At 34.8% G+C, this 16,391-nt stretch carries 16 protein-coding genes, 2 tRNA genes and 1 pseudogene; 8 read left to right on the forward strand and 11 right to left on the reverse strand.

Translation table 11 applies throughout. The features are described 5' to 3' along the window. Window positions 1–154: 154 nt before the first annotated feature. The 6 genes from mltB to QSG86_RS09160 all read right to left on the reverse strand — a co-directional run bounded on the left by mltB (window position 155) and on the right by QSG86_RS09160 (window position 5,887). Window positions 155–1,156, reverse strand: coding sequence for a lytic murein transglycosylase B (gene mltB / locus QSG86_RS09135; RefSeq protein WP_317031207.1), 1,002 nt, complete (start codon window positions 1,154–1,156; stop codon window positions 155–157). 23 nt (window positions 1,157–1,179) lie between these two features. Then, window positions 1,180–2,322, reverse strand: coding sequence for a rod shape-determining protein RodA (gene rodA, locus QSG86_RS09140; protein ID WP_317031208.1), 1,143 nt, complete (start codon window positions 2,320–2,322; stop codon window positions 1,180–1,182). A gap of 351 nt (window positions 2,323–2,673) precedes the next feature. Continuing rightward, window positions 2,674–3,339, reverse strand: a complete 666-nt coding sequence (locus QSG86_RS09145; RefSeq protein WP_317031209.1) for a hypothetical protein — start codon at window positions 3,337–3,339, stop codon at window positions 2,674–2,676. Between the two features lie 25 nt (window positions 3,340–3,364). Next, window positions 3,365–4,180 carry an NADPH-dependent 7-cyano-7-deazaguanine reductase QueF gene (gene queF, locus QSG86_RS09150; protein WP_317031210.1) on the reverse strand — a complete coding sequence of 272 codons (816 nt, stop codon included), beginning with the start codon at window positions 4,178–4,180 and terminating at the stop codon, window positions 3,365–3,367. 1 nt (window position 4,181) lies between these two features. Beyond that, on the reverse strand, window positions 4,182–4,955 hold the full coding sequence (locus QSG86_RS09155) for an ABC transporter permease (RefSeq protein ID WP_317031211.1): 774 nt from the start codon (window positions 4,953–4,955) through the stop codon (window positions 4,182–4,184). After that, window positions 4,955–5,887 (reverse strand): ABC transporter ATP-binding protein, encoded by a 933-nt coding sequence (locus QSG86_RS09160; protein WP_317031212.1) that lies wholly within the window; start codon window positions 5,885–5,887, stop codon window positions 4,955–4,957. The genes QSG86_RS09155 and QSG86_RS09160 overlap by 1 nt, the downstream gene beginning before the upstream one ends. A gap of 179 nt (window positions 5,888–6,066) precedes the next feature. Between QSG86_RS09160 and QSG86_RS09165 the strand changes: the two genes are divergently transcribed. After that, a tRNA-Arg gene (locus QSG86_RS09165) sits at window positions 6,067–6,143 on the forward strand. Window positions 6,144–6,327: 184 nt separating this feature from the next. On the opposite strand, the pseudogene QSG86_RS09170 reads toward QSG86_RS09165, so the two are convergent. Beyond that, window positions 6,328–6,549 (reverse strand): annotated as a pseudogene (locus QSG86_RS09170) (RNA-guided endonuclease TnpB family protein); the annotation flags it as partial. Window positions 6,550–6,765: 216 nt separating this feature from the next. Here QSG86_RS09170 and QSG86_RS09175 point away from each other — a divergent pair. The 4 genes from QSG86_RS09175 (at window position 6,766) to QSG86_RS09190 (ending at window position 9,380) form a co-directional block, all read left to right on the forward strand. Continuing rightward, a complete protein-coding gene (locus tag QSG86_RS09175) occupies window positions 6,766–6,921 on the forward strand; it encodes a phage integrase central domain-containing protein (protein WP_317031213.1) in 156 nt (51 codons plus the stop codon). Between the two features lie 124 nt (window positions 6,922–7,045). Continuing rightward, window positions 7,046–7,525 (forward strand): DUF2726 domain-containing protein, encoded by a 480-nt coding sequence (locus QSG86_RS09180; RefSeq protein ID WP_317031214.1) that lies wholly within the window; start codon window positions 7,046–7,048, stop codon window positions 7,523–7,525. 376 nt (window positions 7,526–7,901) lie between these two features. Then, a tRNA-Met gene (locus tag QSG86_RS09185) sits at window positions 7,902–7,978 on the forward strand. A 650-nt stretch (window positions 7,979–8,628) separates the two neighbouring features. Then, window positions 8,629–9,380, forward strand: a protein-coding gene (locus tag QSG86_RS09190; protein WP_410487449.1) for an IS5 family transposase whose coding sequence is annotated in 2 segments (ribosomal slippage) — window positions 8,629–8,851 and window positions 8,851–9,380 — 753 coding nt in all. Because the reading frame shifts where the segments join, the coding sequence is not laid out codon by codon here. A gap of 330 nt (window positions 9,381–9,710) precedes the next feature. Here QSG86_RS09190 and QSG86_RS09195 read toward each other — a convergent pair. The 4 genes from QSG86_RS09195 to QSG86_RS09210 all read right to left on the reverse strand — a co-directional run bounded on the left by QSG86_RS09195 (window position 9,711) and on the right by QSG86_RS09210 (window position 13,111). Then, entirely contained in the window at window positions 9,711–10,511 is an 801-nt protein-coding gene (locus QSG86_RS09195) for a hypothetical protein (protein ID WP_317031215.1), read from the reverse strand. Between the two features lie 576 nt (window positions 10,512–11,087). Further along, window positions 11,088–11,630, reverse strand: a complete 543-nt coding sequence (locus QSG86_RS09200; protein WP_317031216.1) for a serine acetyltransferase — start codon at window positions 11,628–11,630, stop codon at window positions 11,088–11,090. Between the two features lie 175 nt (window positions 11,631–11,805). Further along, complete coding sequence (locus QSG86_RS09205) at window positions 11,806–12,156, reverse strand: hypothetical protein (protein WP_317031217.1); 351 nt, start codon at window positions 12,154–12,156, stop codon at window positions 11,806–11,808. 265 nt (window positions 12,157–12,421) lie between these two features. Further along, window positions 12,422–13,111 carry a 3'-5' exonuclease gene (locus QSG86_RS09210; RefSeq protein WP_317031218.1) on the reverse strand — a complete coding sequence of 230 codons (690 nt, stop codon included), beginning with the start codon at window positions 13,109–13,111 and terminating at the stop codon, window positions 12,422–12,424. A gap of 440 nt (window positions 13,112–13,551) precedes the next feature. Here QSG86_RS09210 and glyA point away from each other — a divergent pair, with 440 nt between their 5' ends. The 3 genes from glyA to QSG86_RS09225 all read left to right on the forward strand — a co-directional run bounded on the left by glyA (window position 13,552) and on the right by QSG86_RS09225 (window position 16,385). After that, window positions 13,552–14,805 carry a serine hydroxymethyltransferase gene (gene glyA / locus QSG86_RS09215; RefSeq protein ID WP_317031219.1) on the forward strand — a complete coding sequence of 418 codons (1,254 nt, stop codon included), beginning with the start codon at window positions 13,552–13,554 and terminating at the stop codon, window positions 14,803–14,805. A gap of 147 nt (window positions 14,806–14,952) precedes the next feature. Further along, the gene (rnk, locus tag QSG86_RS09220) at window positions 14,953–15,360 is read left to right on the forward strand and encodes a nucleoside diphosphate kinase regulator (protein ID WP_317031220.1); all 408 of its coding nucleotides are present in this window, start codon (window positions 14,953–14,955) and stop codon (window positions 15,358–15,360) included. Between the two features lie 233 nt (window positions 15,361–15,593). Continuing rightward, on the forward strand, window positions 15,594–16,385 hold the full coding sequence (locus QSG86_RS09225; protein WP_317031221.1) for a tellurium resistance protein: 792 nt from the start codon (window positions 15,594–15,596) through the stop codon (window positions 16,383–16,385). The last annotated feature ends 6 nt before the right edge of the window (window positions 16,386–16,391 follow it).

The following is a 16,391-nucleotide window of genomic DNA, read 5'->3' on the forward strand; positions in this document are numbered from 1 at the left end:
GTAAAGATACTAAAATAAATTAAAAAGCTTTAAAAAAGAGATTTTTTTGATTAAAAAATAATCAAAAATGTAACAAATATTTTAATTTGCGCCATTTTTGATCTTTTTTAATGAAAAAAGTGTTGATTTTATTGTATTTTTGTAAAACGACATATTAGCGACGACTAATTTGAGTGCCGAGAAGCCATAGCGCTGTCGCATACATGCGGCTCTTATTATAGGTGGTGATGACCTGAAAGTTAGGATAAGTGATGTAGTAAATTGGACCATTACTGTCTTGCAGTTGAATCACATTGACCATATCTAAGTCATCAATTTTAACTAATGGGTTTAGAGGGATAACCCCTTGATTTTTTAATACACCATAAGGTGTGGGCTGTGTTAAATCTTGAGCGATAATGGCTTCGGGTGTATTACCCGTATATTGGGCAGCAAAGGCAATCGGTTGATCACGTTGCCAGCCATGTTGAGCCAGATAATTTGCAATAGATCCAATGGCATCTACGGCAGAGTTACGCAGATCGACATGCCCATTACCATCATAATCTACACCAAATTTAGGGATATTACTGGGCATAAATTGAGGATAGCCTACAGCACCGGCATAAGAGCCAACAATGGAATTGGCAGGTACACCATCTGTATATGACCAAGCAATCAGCGCAGCAAGCTCATCTTGAAAGTATGCTGCACGTCGTTCATAGCCAAAACCTAAGGTAGCGAGTGCATCTCGGGTGACAAATGAACCTTTATTACTACCAAACCCAGTTTCAACACCTAAAATACCCAGAATAATTGATTGGGGTACACCAAATTGTTGTTCTGCACGATTTAATGTATCCGCATATTGATTACGAAAACGAATACCACGCTGAATAGTACTTTCTGTCAGAAAATTTTTTTTATACTCATACCAAGGTTTGCTTTCACCTGGTCGATTCATAATATTAATAATATTAGGAAGATTTTTTGCACCTTCCATTGCCCAATCGACTTGTGATTCACTCAAACCATAAGTTTGCATTGTTTTTTGCTTAAATTGTTGATAGTTAGCATTGTTTTTAAAGTCATTTGCTTGGCAAAAACTGGTCAGTGATAGCGCACCTAAAATTAAGGAATAACGTTTAATATGGTGATACAAAGTTACAGCAAACATAAAAATAAAGTTCCAAATGTATTTTATTTGTGAGTATGAATAGACATGACGATACCAAATGATGCCATTAAAGTAATTACTGCCGTACCACCATAGCTCATAAAGGGTAAGGGAATACCTGTTACGGGAAGTATGCCACTGACCATACCAGCATTGACAAATACATACACGAAAAAAGCTAAACCTAAGCCACCTGCCAGTAGTTTTCCGTAATTATCAAAAGACTGCATACTAATTTGCATGGTTCTAATGATAATAGCAAAATACAGCAAGATTAATAGTATAATGCCCAGAAAACCAAACTCTTCTGAGTAAGCAGCAATAATAAAGTCGGTATGACCTTCGGGAAGAAAGTGTAAATGAGATTGTGTGCCAGATAAAAATCCTTTTCCAGATGTTCCGCCAGACCCAATCGCAATTTTAGACTGAATAATATTCCAACCCGAGCCTAATGCATCAGATTGAGGATCGAATAACGTCAAGACTCGTTTTTTTTGATAATCATGTAGAACAAACTGCCAAGAAATTGGAATAAACACACTTGCAAGCACCAGCGTACCGCTGATAAACCACCAGGATAAACCACTTAAAAACAATACAAAAATTCCACTGGCCAGAACGAGTGCTGAGGTACCTAAATCAGGTTGTTTCGCAATCATGAGAAAGGGCACAATCGTCAGTATCAGAATGATGACAATACGCAATAGTGTCGGTGGCATTGGATATTTAGATAAATACCAAGCTGCCATCATCGGCATGGCAAGTTTCATAAACTCACTGGGTTGTATACTTCCTATACCGGGTATTGCAATCCATCGCTGTGCGCCTAAACGTGTTTCACCAAATAAAAAAACGGCCACCAAGCTGATTAAACCAAAGATATAAAACGAAGGAGAAAGAGCCTGATAAAACTTAGGTGAAACTTGCGCTAACCCAACCATAATGATGAGGCCAATCGCAAAACTCATGACTTGTTTTGAAACGAGTAATGTATTTTCCCCAGATGCGCTATAAAGGGTAATACATCCTAGAATAGCAATCAGTGAAATATAAAATAATAGCCAAGGATCTAAATGTAAGCGTTGAAAGAAATTATTGTGGGGTGGATCGCCTAAACCATCTCTAGGAGCGTATCGCAAGAATTTATTTTGGATGCCTGAAGACATAATAACGAAGAAAAATCAATAAATGCTCTGCATGCTAGCATGTGAGCCAAGATAGAATAAGGCATAGACAAGAGATTAATACAAAAAAAATCTTAACTAAATAGATTGATGAATAAAACCATACTCAGTGACATTGTGATGATGTCATTGAATCAGACTCAACAACTTATTCGATAGCAACTTTAAATCATGCAATTTATTTATTGTATATTGGCTTTTATATGAACTCATATTGAGTAAGTTGTATTTTGATGTGGCCTAAGCGTTAAATGTTATGCATGTATGCTAAATTTACGATCTCTTTAAGCCACATCAAAATATCCAACTATGCTGAAATCCTTTACTCAGCGCTCACAGTGACGCTGATGCTTCATGAAACAATGTATCATGATATTCAGCCAAAGCGACGAGCTCTTTGGATGTGAGATGAGGGAATATTCGATCAATTGCAATATGTGATGCTTTAATCACGGCTTTGGTCGCTAAATCAGATGCTTTACTTTTAATCATGCCTAAATCTAATGTTCGATTAAACTCAGTCATAAAATGGTAAACCGTTGCATCACAAAATTGCTTATACAGTTCAATCAGAATAGCGGTATTGACCGTTTCACCTGCTTTAATTTGAGCAAAGTTAAGCTTGAGATTGGTAACCAGACGTTGATCTAAAGCTTGTCCTATACGTTTTTGTCCCGTAGCATCAATAAAGATACTTTTACGAGAAAATTCAATGGACTGTTTAACCACATCATTATTGGCTTTACTGAACAATTGTTTGAGTAGCACCGCCACAGTCGATTTAATATAGCCAGCAAGTTTCTCGGCAGTATCACGTTTTTCACTGGGTGGAAAATGGTGTAATAATGTCGTTAAAATAGCATCAATAATTTCATCATTGATCATTAATGCGATTTGATCACGATAGGGATAGAGAGGTTCTTTCGAATGCTCTTTTGCAACAGCGGTTTCAATAGTCTCCAGCAGTGTTGCTGACGGAATAAATCCAAAAAATGACATGATATACAAACCTTAAGATTTTAGATTATTGTCGTGCTAGGCGAATTGGATGAGGCATCCAGTCTAAATCAGAAACTCGACAAGGATTAATGTCTAAGCCACCACGACGTGTATATGTTGCATAAACCATTAATTTTTCTGGTTGGAGCTGTTGCCAAATATCAGCATAGATTTGTTCGACGCATTGCTCGTGAAAACCATTATGTTGACGATAAGAAATAATGTAGGCAAGAACACTATTAAAGCATGGCTTTTGACCTTTATAGCGAATAAAGATAGTCCCCCAATCCGGCTGCCCCGTAACAGGACAGTTACTGCGTAACAGATGTGAATAAAGTTGTACTTCCAGTGTTTCTATTTCATCCTGATCAACGCATAGTAGCGAAGCATCTGGATGATCAGCGAACCGCAGAGGTTGTAAATGATCGAGACATATACCTTCAGGTTGACTAATTGCTAAATCATCGACTTGAAATAAAATGAAATTCACCGCTGCCTTTGCTGCTGCTGAAAGATCATGTTCTACCGTTGCAATAAAATCTGCTGCTGAATCAAATTGAGTAAAATTAAGACTATTGAAATAGAGCTTAAGAGACTTTGATTCAATCAGATTTTCAGAATTTGCCGGTAGGGTCATACGCCCAATCGCAACTTGTGGAATACCTGTGGCATTTAACCAAGATACCTCAAAAATATGCCACCAATCTTTACCTAGACGAATTCCTTCAATATGCTGATAGTTTTCACGTGCGCTAGCACGCGCAATAGGAAATAACAGATCAGGCTGATATTGGGTTGGATAATCGGTATTTTTACCTAAAAGAGAATGTTCTACACTCATTTTATTCACGCATTCCTGAACCATGAGAAAGTAAATAGTATGCTATGGCATAAAATACAGCACAACATAAAGTAATGACACTCAGTGAAATGGCAACATTAACATCACTATGCCCCAGAATACCGTAACGAAATGCATTTACCATATAAACAATAGGGTTGATTAACGACAGATTTTGCCAAAAAGGACTCAGTGCTGAGATCGCATAAAAAACGCCACCTAAATAAGTAAGGGGTGTTAGTACAAAGGTTGGAATAATTGAAATATCATCAAATGACTTGGCATAAACAGCATTGATAAAACCACCTAATGAAAATAAAAAAGAGGTAATCAGCACGGTATATATGGTGACAAACCAATTGGTAATATATAGGTCAGTAAAGAATAAACTCATCGTGGTGACAATAATCCCCACTAAAACCCCTCGACATACACCACCCAGCACATAGCCCCATAAAATAGCGTGTAAAGGTATTGGACTAATCATCAGTTCTTCAATACTTTTTTGAAATTTAGCACTAAAAAAGCTAGATGAAACATTCGAATAGCTGTTGGTAATCACTGCCATCATAATTAAACCTGGAACAATGAATTGCATATAGCTAAATCCACCCATTTCACCAATACGCGAACCAACCAGATTACCAAAAATGACAAAATATAAACTCATGGTAATGGCAGGTGGTAGTAGGGTTTGTGGCCAAATTCGCATAAAGCGACGAATTTCTTTACGTACTAAAGTAGAGAGCGCAATATAAAGTTGATTAAAAGTCATTACACGTCTCCATTGAGATTCTTTTCAACCATTTTGACAAACAGTTCCTCCAAGCGATTAGATTTATTACGCATACTACGAACTTGAATACCCTGAGTTTCTAATAATTGAAATAATTCATTGAGTGTATGTGCTTTGTTCATGGTGACTTCTAAGGTCAGTGGGTCAATTAAGTTAAATTGAACACCTAGAATTTCAATATTAAGCGGTTCAACAGGTGCTGCAAGATCAAAAATAAAGGATTCTTCATTGAGTTGATTTAAGAAGTTTTTCATCGAGGTATCTTCTTTAATCACACCACGATCAATAATCGCAATTTTACGACATAGCATTTCTGCTTCTTCTAAATAATGCGTGGTTAAAATGATCGCAGTACCATTATTATTGGTTTCAACCAGAAAATCCCACATTGAGCGTCTAAGCTCAATATCCACACCTGCCGTTGGCTCATCTAATATCAGTAATTTGGGTTCATGCATCATTGCACGAGCAATCATCAGGCGACGCTTCATTCCGCCAGATAGCATTCGTGCTTGCACATGACGTTTTTCCCATAAACCTAATTTTTCAAGATATTTTTCAGCACGTTGCTCAGCTTGTTTTTTGGCAATACCATAATAACCTGCTTGGGTAACTAAAATATCAAATGTTTTCTCAAAATGACCAAAGTTAAATTCTTGTGGAACCACACCTAAACATTGTTTTGCTAAAGAAGGTGCGCGATCTAAGTCATGCTGAAAAATTTCAACACTACCGGATGTTTTTTTTGTTAATGAGCTGATAATACTAATCGTTGTCGATTTTCCAGCACCGTTAGGTCCTAAGAGCGCATAAAACTCACCTTCAGGAACATTCAAATTAATTCCTTTTAATGCTTGAAAACCATTTCTATAGGTTTTGGATAAATCTCTTAACGTCAATGCATCAGCCATGAAATTCTCACTTGATTAATCTTGTATAGTATTGTGAGCGATCTTTAGATTTAAACCAAGTCATTTACTTGATAAACTCTGTTGCAAGATTAGAATGATGCTTAAAGTATAGGCAGTAATGAGCAAGAGTGTGATTAGTTGCTTTACCTTCTGAATTTTTTTGTTATTATGTCCATCGCGCGCTTGTAGCTCAGTTGGATAGAGTGCAGGTTTCCGAAGCCTGAGGCCGTGGGTTCGATCCCCGCCAAGCGCACCAACTTTATAGCCAAATACAAAAAAATATAGTTAAAAATCCTTTATTATAAGTATCTTAGCTAAACTTTATAGCAAAACATACCTAAAGAAATCAGGATCCAGTGGCAAGAAACAACGATATAGATGAGGAGATACATCAGTTCTATCAACTTAGCTTTTTTAAATTGTTTACGGCGTATAACTCATTCTTCTGTAACAGCTTGAACTGTTTGACTATGAAGATTGCATTCTTTTGATGTGCCTTTTGCGTACTTAGCAATATCGTATGCAGAAAGAAACTCACCTTTTCTTTTTAAATGCTTAAAACTCAAATCATTTACATAATTCCAGACAAAATTAACCTCTGACGCTCATTGATTAAGCGCCTTAACGTGTTTGTCTTTTATGCGGATTTTAATAGTTTTCATAGCTTAATTATAGTACAAAAAAAATACGCATAGCGTTGTAAGTCGAGGCTATGCGTCATAGTGTGTCGTATGGCTTAACGCCACTCGCTTATATTCCCGTCTTAAAAGACGAGGTTTTACGCTCAATGTGATAAAAAAAGAAAATACTTTTACTTTTGATGTTATTGCTACAGATTGACACTGTGCATACAGTAAAACAATCGATGGATAGCATTGATGGCACAAAAAGCATTAAAAGCTTTAGGCGAATATATATTTTCATGCATTGGCGAAAGACCAATTGATGAAGTAAGGCCAAAAGATTTGGTTATGGTTTTACGCTTTATTAAAGAACAGGGGACTGCCGATATTTGTCTAGCAGAGTGGTGGTAGTGGTGGTAGTTCAGTTGTCAAAGTTGAGTGGATGAATAAATAGGTTAGGTTTTTATGATTTAGATTATTTTTTATAAATAGAAGTAATATAATAAGATAGATTGATTATTGTTATTTTACTTCTATGTTGTTTGGCACTACCGTTGAATTTAATATTATTCCTTTTTGTATTGGAATGACTGCACTTGTTATCTTGTTTGTTATTTCATTTAAAAAAGAATCTATTTTTAAGCCGAGTAAAAAAATTCAACCCAGATCTTTGTTAACGAAAACAGAGATTAAATATTTTTATATGATACGAACTATCCTTCCTTCAAAATATCACTTGTGTCCACAGGTAAGTTTTAATGCAATTATAACCTCAAAAGACATTGCTATTCGCAATACATTTAACAGGAAATACTGTGATTTCACTATATGTGATTCTAATTTTAAAGCGCTTGCAGTCATTGAAATTGATGATAGAAGTCATAATGATCTAAAAGTAAAACAGTCTGATGCCTATAGAGATAAGATACTTAAAGAAGCAGGATTGTTAACCATTCGATTTCTTGATACGGCAACTAAATATGAAGTTGAAAAAGTAATTAGAAATAATTTTTAATTTGTATGGGCGTTTAAATATTTGTCCACATTTAAAAACGTATCAAGTTACTCGACAGCATTTAAAAGACTATTTCGTTACAGCGTCTATATGCAAATGACTTGCATTGATTTGAGCGATTGGCGGGTAATTTCTATTTAGATTCCCTTGGCGGGCATCGAACCTATCATGTAAAAATTATCAAATACAAAAATACCTATATAAGGTTAGATTTAAGGGAAATAGTAGCGGGGAGATGTCAAAATGAGGATAGATATGGTGATATGATTTAAAATGTGTTTTTGTTAAAATTATATGTATGATGAGAGAGTTAAGTTAATATTTAAAATAAAGTTTGATTTCTTTTTTATTTAGGCGTATAAAGTTAATCCATTGATGCGGGATGGAGCAGTCTGGTAGCTCGTCGGGCTCATAACCCGAAGGTCGTTGGTTCAAATCCAGCTCCCGCTACCATAGAATTTTTTAAATTCAAAGTTTATAGCCTAATCATCACTGATTAGGCTTTTTTTATGTAAACTAAAATATAGGTAGCTATTGATCCTTAATATAATTCGAGATCTTAGCGCGTTTCTGCTAAGTGTCTATTGCACTTGAAGGCCAAAAATACTACAAATTTGATCTTAAACTAAAAATCTAATCATAAAGTGAATCAAATAAAAATAGTAAATGTATGGGGTTGGTGGTTTAAAAGCCTTGCTCAGTTGTATCACCATTAAGTGAAGCTTGAGATTTACAGTATGGAATTGAATAAAAATAATGTATCAAATAGATCTCATATGACAAAAATCAAATACTTTATATTGAATGACTCTATTATCGATATTTTAGTCTGATTTTATAAAAGAAAAGCTGTAGATGGGTAAGCATCTACAGCATATTTCGCTGAAATATATTTTTGTTTTACATTGTTTTTATGTCGCAAATAATAAATATTAAATATAATTTAATTGTATTTAATATATTCATGTTGAGTAAATAGAATGTGTAACTACTGTATTTTTTTTGAAAAAAATTAATTTTATTTAGGGCGTGTCCTCATTTGAAGAATAATATTTAAACGCCTAGAATTAGGCTCTACTTTATCTCCATTTCAATATTTTTCAATGGCACGTACTCTTCTCACAGATGATATTTGGCAACAGATTCAAGTAACAATGAAATTTCATGGTTGCTATAGCTCAAAGAACAGTAGAAATATTATGGAAGCTATTTTATGGAAACTACGCACAGGTGCGACATGGCGTGATATTCCTCAAGAGTTTTGCCCTTGGAAAACTGCTTATAACCGTTTTAATCGCTGGGCTATGAAAGGCTTATGGGATAAATTTTTTTCAAACTACGAGGCAGCTTGGACCAAGAATGGGTATTCATTGATGGAAGCTACATACGCGCGCATCAGCATGCAAGTGGAGCTCGGCATGGCTTCGAGCGTGCAATTGGACAATCTCGTGGAGGACTCACAACAAAGATTCATCTTGCAACCGACGCGAATGGATTACCGATTGATTTTAAAATCACTGGGGGTGATGTCCATGACAGCCAAGTTGCAGAACACCTAATAGATCTAATTGAAACAGCAGATTATCTAATCGCGGACAAGGGATATGATTCTGAATATATCAGGAAGTCTGCTAGAAATCGAAAAATGATACCTATTATTCCATTAAGATCAAATAGTAAGAAATTCAATCTTGATTTTGATAAGTACTTATATTGCTTAAGACATTTAGTTGAGAATGCCTTTGCAAGATTAAAACACTTCCGTGCAATAGCAACTCGATTTGATAAACTCGCACGTAATTATCAGTCTATGATTTATATCGCCTGCATGTTCATTTGGTGTAAATCTAAATGAGGACACACCCTAATCAATTACTTATATGAAAAAATATTATAATGCTATATATTTTAAACAGATATGCTGTTATAGGGTTTTAATTTTAAAGAAAAAATTAAATATAATAATTGATTAACCATTGATTTTTATATTGAAATTAGATCTATAATTTTACTTATGGCCATTTTCTTTAACATATACTTGGATTGTTTATTGGCTAAGTTGTTGCTGGATATTATTTTAATTGATATTTTTATTCAGTAAAACTGTTTAAGTGTATTGATTTTAGGATTACTCCATTCATCAACTCACCAATATGAGTTGATGATAGGCTATGATGATCGATATTTATAATGATTTATTTTCGATTTGGCTATTCCATATTTCTTTTAATGATAATAAATCATCAGGTGTCACATGAATAACACCTTTGCCAGGTATATCAATTTCGGCAATAATAAAGAGTGCTAAGGTCGTTAAAAAGGGAAGTACTAACATTAAAAGATTCATCCCTTGTTCTTTGCGCGCATTATAACCAATAAAAAAATTAGAAAATATGGCAAAGAAAATAAGTAATGCCCATACAATATTTGGAATTTGATAACGCCAGCTGACAGTTGTTTTTTCTTGAGAAATATATAAATCATTATAAGCGCTGAGCACTGATGCTGTCACAGGGTTAGGTGCTTTATTGGCTTCAGTAACGGCAATTGCCCACAGTTGATTTTGTTTTTCTGCTGAAATGAGGCGCCAATTCTTGTTATCAAGCTGAGTTTCTGACTGGAAGAATGCAATTCTTGCATCTAAGTATTGATGTAATAAGATTTTAGCTTGTTGTTGTTGAGCAATATCTAATAGCTGAGTACGTTGTAGTGCTGTACCAATGACGACCATTTCATTTTCTTCTGTTTTTTGTCGTTCATTATAGCCGCCAATGGAAATAGACAAGACAAAACCAATTAATAAACCTAATAAAGATAGAATAGCGCCGAGGACAATTTTGGCTTGATCATCATTAAAAGTGGTACGATGATTTCTAAGTGCATACTTTCCACAATATGCCGCACTACTTAATAAAATAAATGTTCCCCAAAATATAAATGTTGAGCTCATGGGTAAGTCATTTAAAAATTCTTGAATCCATGACATGCTTATTTTCCTGCTGGGAATATTTTAAAATAGGCTATTCTAAAATAAGAAATGATATCAGCCAATTCAGTTGCATTTAAAAAGAAAAATAAAAATTCAATGATGCTATTTTATTTAACATGACTGATCATTTACTCATAAAAAAACCTACAAGACGCTGATAGTTTCTTGTAGGTGATTTATTGTTATTATATTTATATTATTTTCTATTTTTACCCTCTTGTTTCCACGCTATATTATTCCTAGATTATTTTTGTTGTTGTATTCATCATACTCAATTGAGGAAATTATGCAAATAATATGTTGTTTTTTAAAGGTTAATTCTGATTAAAATAGTCTGTTTTTAACCGATTGATAAAATTGATATTTATTATTTTTAATAATTTAATTGAATTAAACTGGTTGTAATAAATGGATTATTCAATGATTTTTTGTAGTTTTCTATGCGGCAATACTGGTTTTATTGTCAATTCTACATAAAACAGCACATAGGCCTAACAGATTAGGCCAGATATCATAAGAAGTATAAAGATGGATCTTGGCTTACTTTGACGATGATAGGGTCATTTGGCTGACTTATTGACTCATATTCCAACGCCGATTAACAGATTGACCACTCTGATTGTAATGAATGACTTTTGCATAATTACCAACAGCCGTTGCATTGTCGGGAATATCCTTGGTCACTACACTGCCTGCTCCAATAGTGGCGTTATTGCCAATCAAGACATGATCGATAATACAGACATTAGGACCAATATAGACATTATCTCCAATCACAGCAGCTTGCCGGCCACCATTGGCACCAATCGTCGTATACTGTGATAAATTTACATTATTACCAATAATCGTGGTGGGATTCACGACTAATGGACCACCATGACCAATATAAAGGCCATAGCCAATTTTTGTTGTACAATGGATATCAATGCCGTATTTTTTCTTTTTATAATAGAAAATAGGATAAGCGAGTTTAGCTAAAAAACCTTTTGAACTTGCCAGACGTAACCAAACACTAAAATTAAAACCGCGATTAAATAAATAATTTTTAATGAATGAACTCAACTTGGTGTTGCCACAGTAACGAAATAAGTCGCTTAAAATATATTTTGAAATCATAGTCTTACTACAATGGCTAATCAATTGCTATAGGATGCTATATTAAATTTTTTATTTTTAAAATGTAAGCGTTTAGATAACTAAATTCTAATATTTAATGCTATATGGTAGTTGATCATTATGCTGACATCTTATGTATCAGGAGAGTATCGGACTATATTGACCATATATAGCTTTATTCACTAGCAATAATTTCAATATTAACATCATATTTTTGAAAATCCTGTAAAATACCTTGAATCAGTGGTCGAGTGAGTGGACTGGTAATATCGAGTTGTACTTCTTGATTTAGTTTTCCATTAAATGCATCAATTTGAATGATTTTCCAACGTATTTCTTGCTGTGTACTTTCAATGATTAAACGACGAATTTGTATATCTTGATCGGCTTGACGAGGAAGGACATAGCTAATCGCCAGTTGTGTATTCGATGCTATATTAAAGTGATGAAATGTAATGACCCAGTGACCCACTTTGCTCAGCTGCGTTGGATGGTCAAATGGATTAAATTCTAGATAAAGATTCATAGCATGCATATTTACAAAGACTATTAATATTAGGCTGTATGATGCGTTAGATCTATGTCGCTAAAGTCGCACAGTAAGTTGTAATATGATGATCATAGAAATAAATAGTATTTATCTATTTGAAAAATAATACATTATTAATATTAAGTAAGTTTTTTTTTCGATAGTCTGATTGTTTAATATTCTAAATATGATCCATTATAGGGAAGGCATAAGCAAATCGATGTATTTGGTAAAACACATCGATCAATGATGGCAGGATAAATTATATATGACGACTTTCTAAGGCTTTACGTAAATAAGGATCAAGATCATCTTGACGTAATAACCATTGGATATAATCGAGAGGTAGTTCAGAAATTGCAGTACCTTTATGTTTACCAAAATTCAGGCTACGTGGGATACGCGCATCTTCAGAAGCGGCAAATAATGCTTCAATACTATTAATTTGTAATTGATGTACAATATGCATCAAAATATTAGCAGTTAAAATAATATCCATATCTGCACGATGGGCTTTTCTAATCATTTCACGTGCTTTTTCACTTCCTTTTGTAATCATATAGATCAAGGCAGAAATATTATGTGCTTCTGCATTCGGCCAGACTTTACGGGCTAATGCCAGCGTACAAATCGCTTTGATATGAGAAGTATCTACACCACACTTTTCAATTGCACGAAGATCATAATCAATATTATGACCAATAATATATTGTGTATCCTGAGGTAAACGAAATGTACTGTAGTGAGGTTGATGTTCTAAGTCAGACTCTAATATATGATGAACGGCCATTGCTGCAAAGGAAATAGGCTCATCTGCACAATAAAGCTGATCAAATAATTGAGACTTATCTAAACTAATTTTAGTATCGTGAATTTGAATAGGTGCGTAAGCAATTTCGATAGGTTGACCGTTTAAGGTATGGGTTTCAGTATCTAAAATAATGGCGCGCATAGCCTATTCCATAAGTGAAAAATTCAATATCAACCTTATTATATTAGAATTTTATGTTATTGCATGCATCCATTATTTTATCATATTTTTGAGCAGCTTATAAGCGTGATATAGCTCGTATCCTATAGAAGTATTTTTCTTGATCACCTGTATTGGCTTTGATGGATATTGATCTATGTTTACTGGTGGTTTGAAATCGGGATATTACATGGCTGTTATGAGGTTGTTTTTGTATGTATTGGCTTCATTTGAAGCGATCACAGTATGTGAAAGAGAGTTAAATTGATCAAGTAAAACTTAAAATATGCCGATTATGGATGACTTCGATATTTTTTATTTAAAACTGAGTAAAGTTCGCGCTCAAAACCTGATAACTTCATGTTACAATCCGCATCAATCTTAGCACGGCTTAAAAGCCCTAAATTAATAGGACCTCGCTAATGTTTGCCAATATCTCTATTGCTGAATTTGATCCGGAATTAGCTCAAGCAATTTCTCAAGAAGATGCTCGTCAAGAAGCTCATATTGAGTTGATTGCTTCTGAAAACTATTGCTCTCCAGCAGTAATGGAAGCTCAAGGTTCAAAACTCACTAACAAATATGCTGAAGGCTACCCAGGCAAACGCTATTATGGTGGTTGTGAATATGTAGACGTTATTGAACAGCTTGCAATTGACCGTGCTAAAGAACTCTTTGGTGCCGATTATGCTAACGTACAGCCACATGCTGGATCTCAAGCGAACTCAGCTGTTTACTTGGCGTTACTTAATCCAGGTGATACTGTTTTAGGTATGAGCTTGGCACATGGTGGTCATTTAACACATGGTGCGAAAGTCAGTTTCTCTGGCAAAACCTATAATGCTGTTCAATATGGATTAAACCCAGAAACGGGTGAAATCGATTATGAAGAAGTGGAACGTTTGGCATTAGAGCACAAACCACGTATGATCGTTGCTGGTTTCTCTGCTTATAGTCAGGTTGTTGACTGGCAGCGTTTCCGCGAAATTGCAGATAAAGTTGGTGCATATCTATTTGTTGATATGGCGCATGTTGCAGGTCTGGTTGCGGCTGGTGTTTATCCTAGCCCTGTACAAATTGCTGATGTGACAACAACGACAACACATAAAACACTACGTGGACCTCGTTCTGGTTTGATTCTTGCAAAAGCCAATGAAGAAATTGAGAAAAAACTTCAATCTGCGGTTTTCCCAGGTAATCAAGGTGGTCCTTTAGTGCATGCTGTCGCAGCTAAAGCGATTTGTTTTAAAGAAGCAATGGCACCTGAATACAAGAGCTATCAACAACAAGTTGTTAAAAATGCTCAAGCGATGGCTGAAGTATTGATTGAACGTGGTTACGATGTTGTTTCTGGTGGAACGAAAAATCACTTATTCTTATTATCTTTGATTAAACAAGATATTACTGGTAAAGATGCAGATGCATGGTTGGGTGCTGCACACATTACAGTAAATAAAAACTCAGTACCAAATGATCCTCGTTCCCCATTTGTCACTTCTGGTATCCGTATTGGTACACCAGCAGTAACAACACGTGGTTTTGGTGAAGTTGAAGTACGTGACTTAGCAAACTGGATTGCTGATATCCTGGATGCAAAAGGTGATGAAGCTGTGATTAATACAGTAAAAGCAAAAGTTGAAGCTGTTTGTGCTAAATTCCCAGTTTATGCACAATAAGGTCATCCCTTAAGAAAAGCCTCCTTAAGGAGGCTTTTTTATTACTGTAAGAATTTCAAATATTCATGTACATTTATAGCGTATAAAGCCACTTAACCGATATTTAAAAAATTACAACATTATGACTTTAATGAAGGACAGTATTTTATGACCAATAAGCCTAATATTATTATTTCTGAGCAAGATTTGAATCGTTTGGAATCCATGCTGGAACATCAACATGAAATGACACCGACGATGCTTCAACTTGAAGATGAATTAGCACGTGCAGAAGTGGTAAAACCACAAGATTTACCTGCCAATGTGATTAGTATGAATGCGCGTGTACGTTTAACTATTGCACCATCACAGCAAGCAACAGAAATAGTATTAGTTTATCCACATGATTTTAAAGGTGAACCTGGTCAGGTTAATGTCATTGCACCGATTGGTGCTGCTATTTTAGGACTGGCTGAAGGACAAACGATTGAGTGGCCACAACCTGATGGACAAATGATGAAAGTACATATTGAAAAAGTACTTTTTCAACCTGAACGAGAAGGGGATTATTTGTAAGTCTGTATTGAAAAATATTCAGTACGGTTGAATATATTGGTATTCGACAAGTCGTTATATCCTATCAATAGGGGCGATTGATGATCGTTGTCATTAATGAAATGTCAATCAGCCCTGATCAATAGGATGGTATTCGACATCATATTAAAGAAATCATCATCGAACTCTTGTAAAACCTGTCATAAACCCTGATATATTTACAATATGAAAGCGATATAGAAGGTTTTTTCATCATGTCACAGATGACTATTTTGACACCTATACAGGAAATTGCTGTCGATGATAGTCAACTTTTGACGATTAAACGTGATGATTTAGTGCCATTATTAGCTCAGCATTCTCAACTTAATCATTATGCTGATCATGTGGTTCAAGCACAATCTTTATTGCTGGATGGTATTGATAGTCAACTTATTCAGCAATTTAGTCAAACGATTGTGCAATTGATTTCTGCTTTATCTATTTCTAAGCGCGATGTAAAGCAGAAAAAATTTAATCGTGTGCAAAAGTGGCTAGGTTTAGATATTGAATATGGCGCTAATCAAATTGCATATTATCAAAAATTGGATGACTTATTGCGACGTGCGAGTGAAATGAGTCAGCAGTTACAATACGAAATTCATCAATCTCAAGCAAAATTAGCCAATATTGATTTATATCGTCAAGAAATGGCCCATTATATTATTGCCGCAGAGCAATTCTTAGATGAATATCCGAGTTTTATGAAGCATGTTCATCCACTGGATCATTTTACTGAACGTTTGGCTAAAAAGATTCTAAACTTACGTACTTTACAAGCGCATAATGATATTGCCATTACACAAATACAATTATCACAACAGACTGCCTTGACATTATTAGATCGTTTTCAAGAGGCAGAAAATGTCTTGATACCAGCTTGGCAGTATTATGTTAAACAGCGTAATCAAGATCAATCACATGCTGATTTTACCCAATTAGATCGTAGTCGATCTCATTTGATGAAGATGTTAAAAACAGCTTTAGATAAAATCACACCTCAATGATAAAGG

It is taken from the genome of Acinetobacter sp. SAAs474 (genome assembly GCF_032823475.1).
Lineage (GTDB): Bacteria > Pseudomonadota > Gammaproteobacteria > Pseudomonadales > Moraxellaceae > Acinetobacter.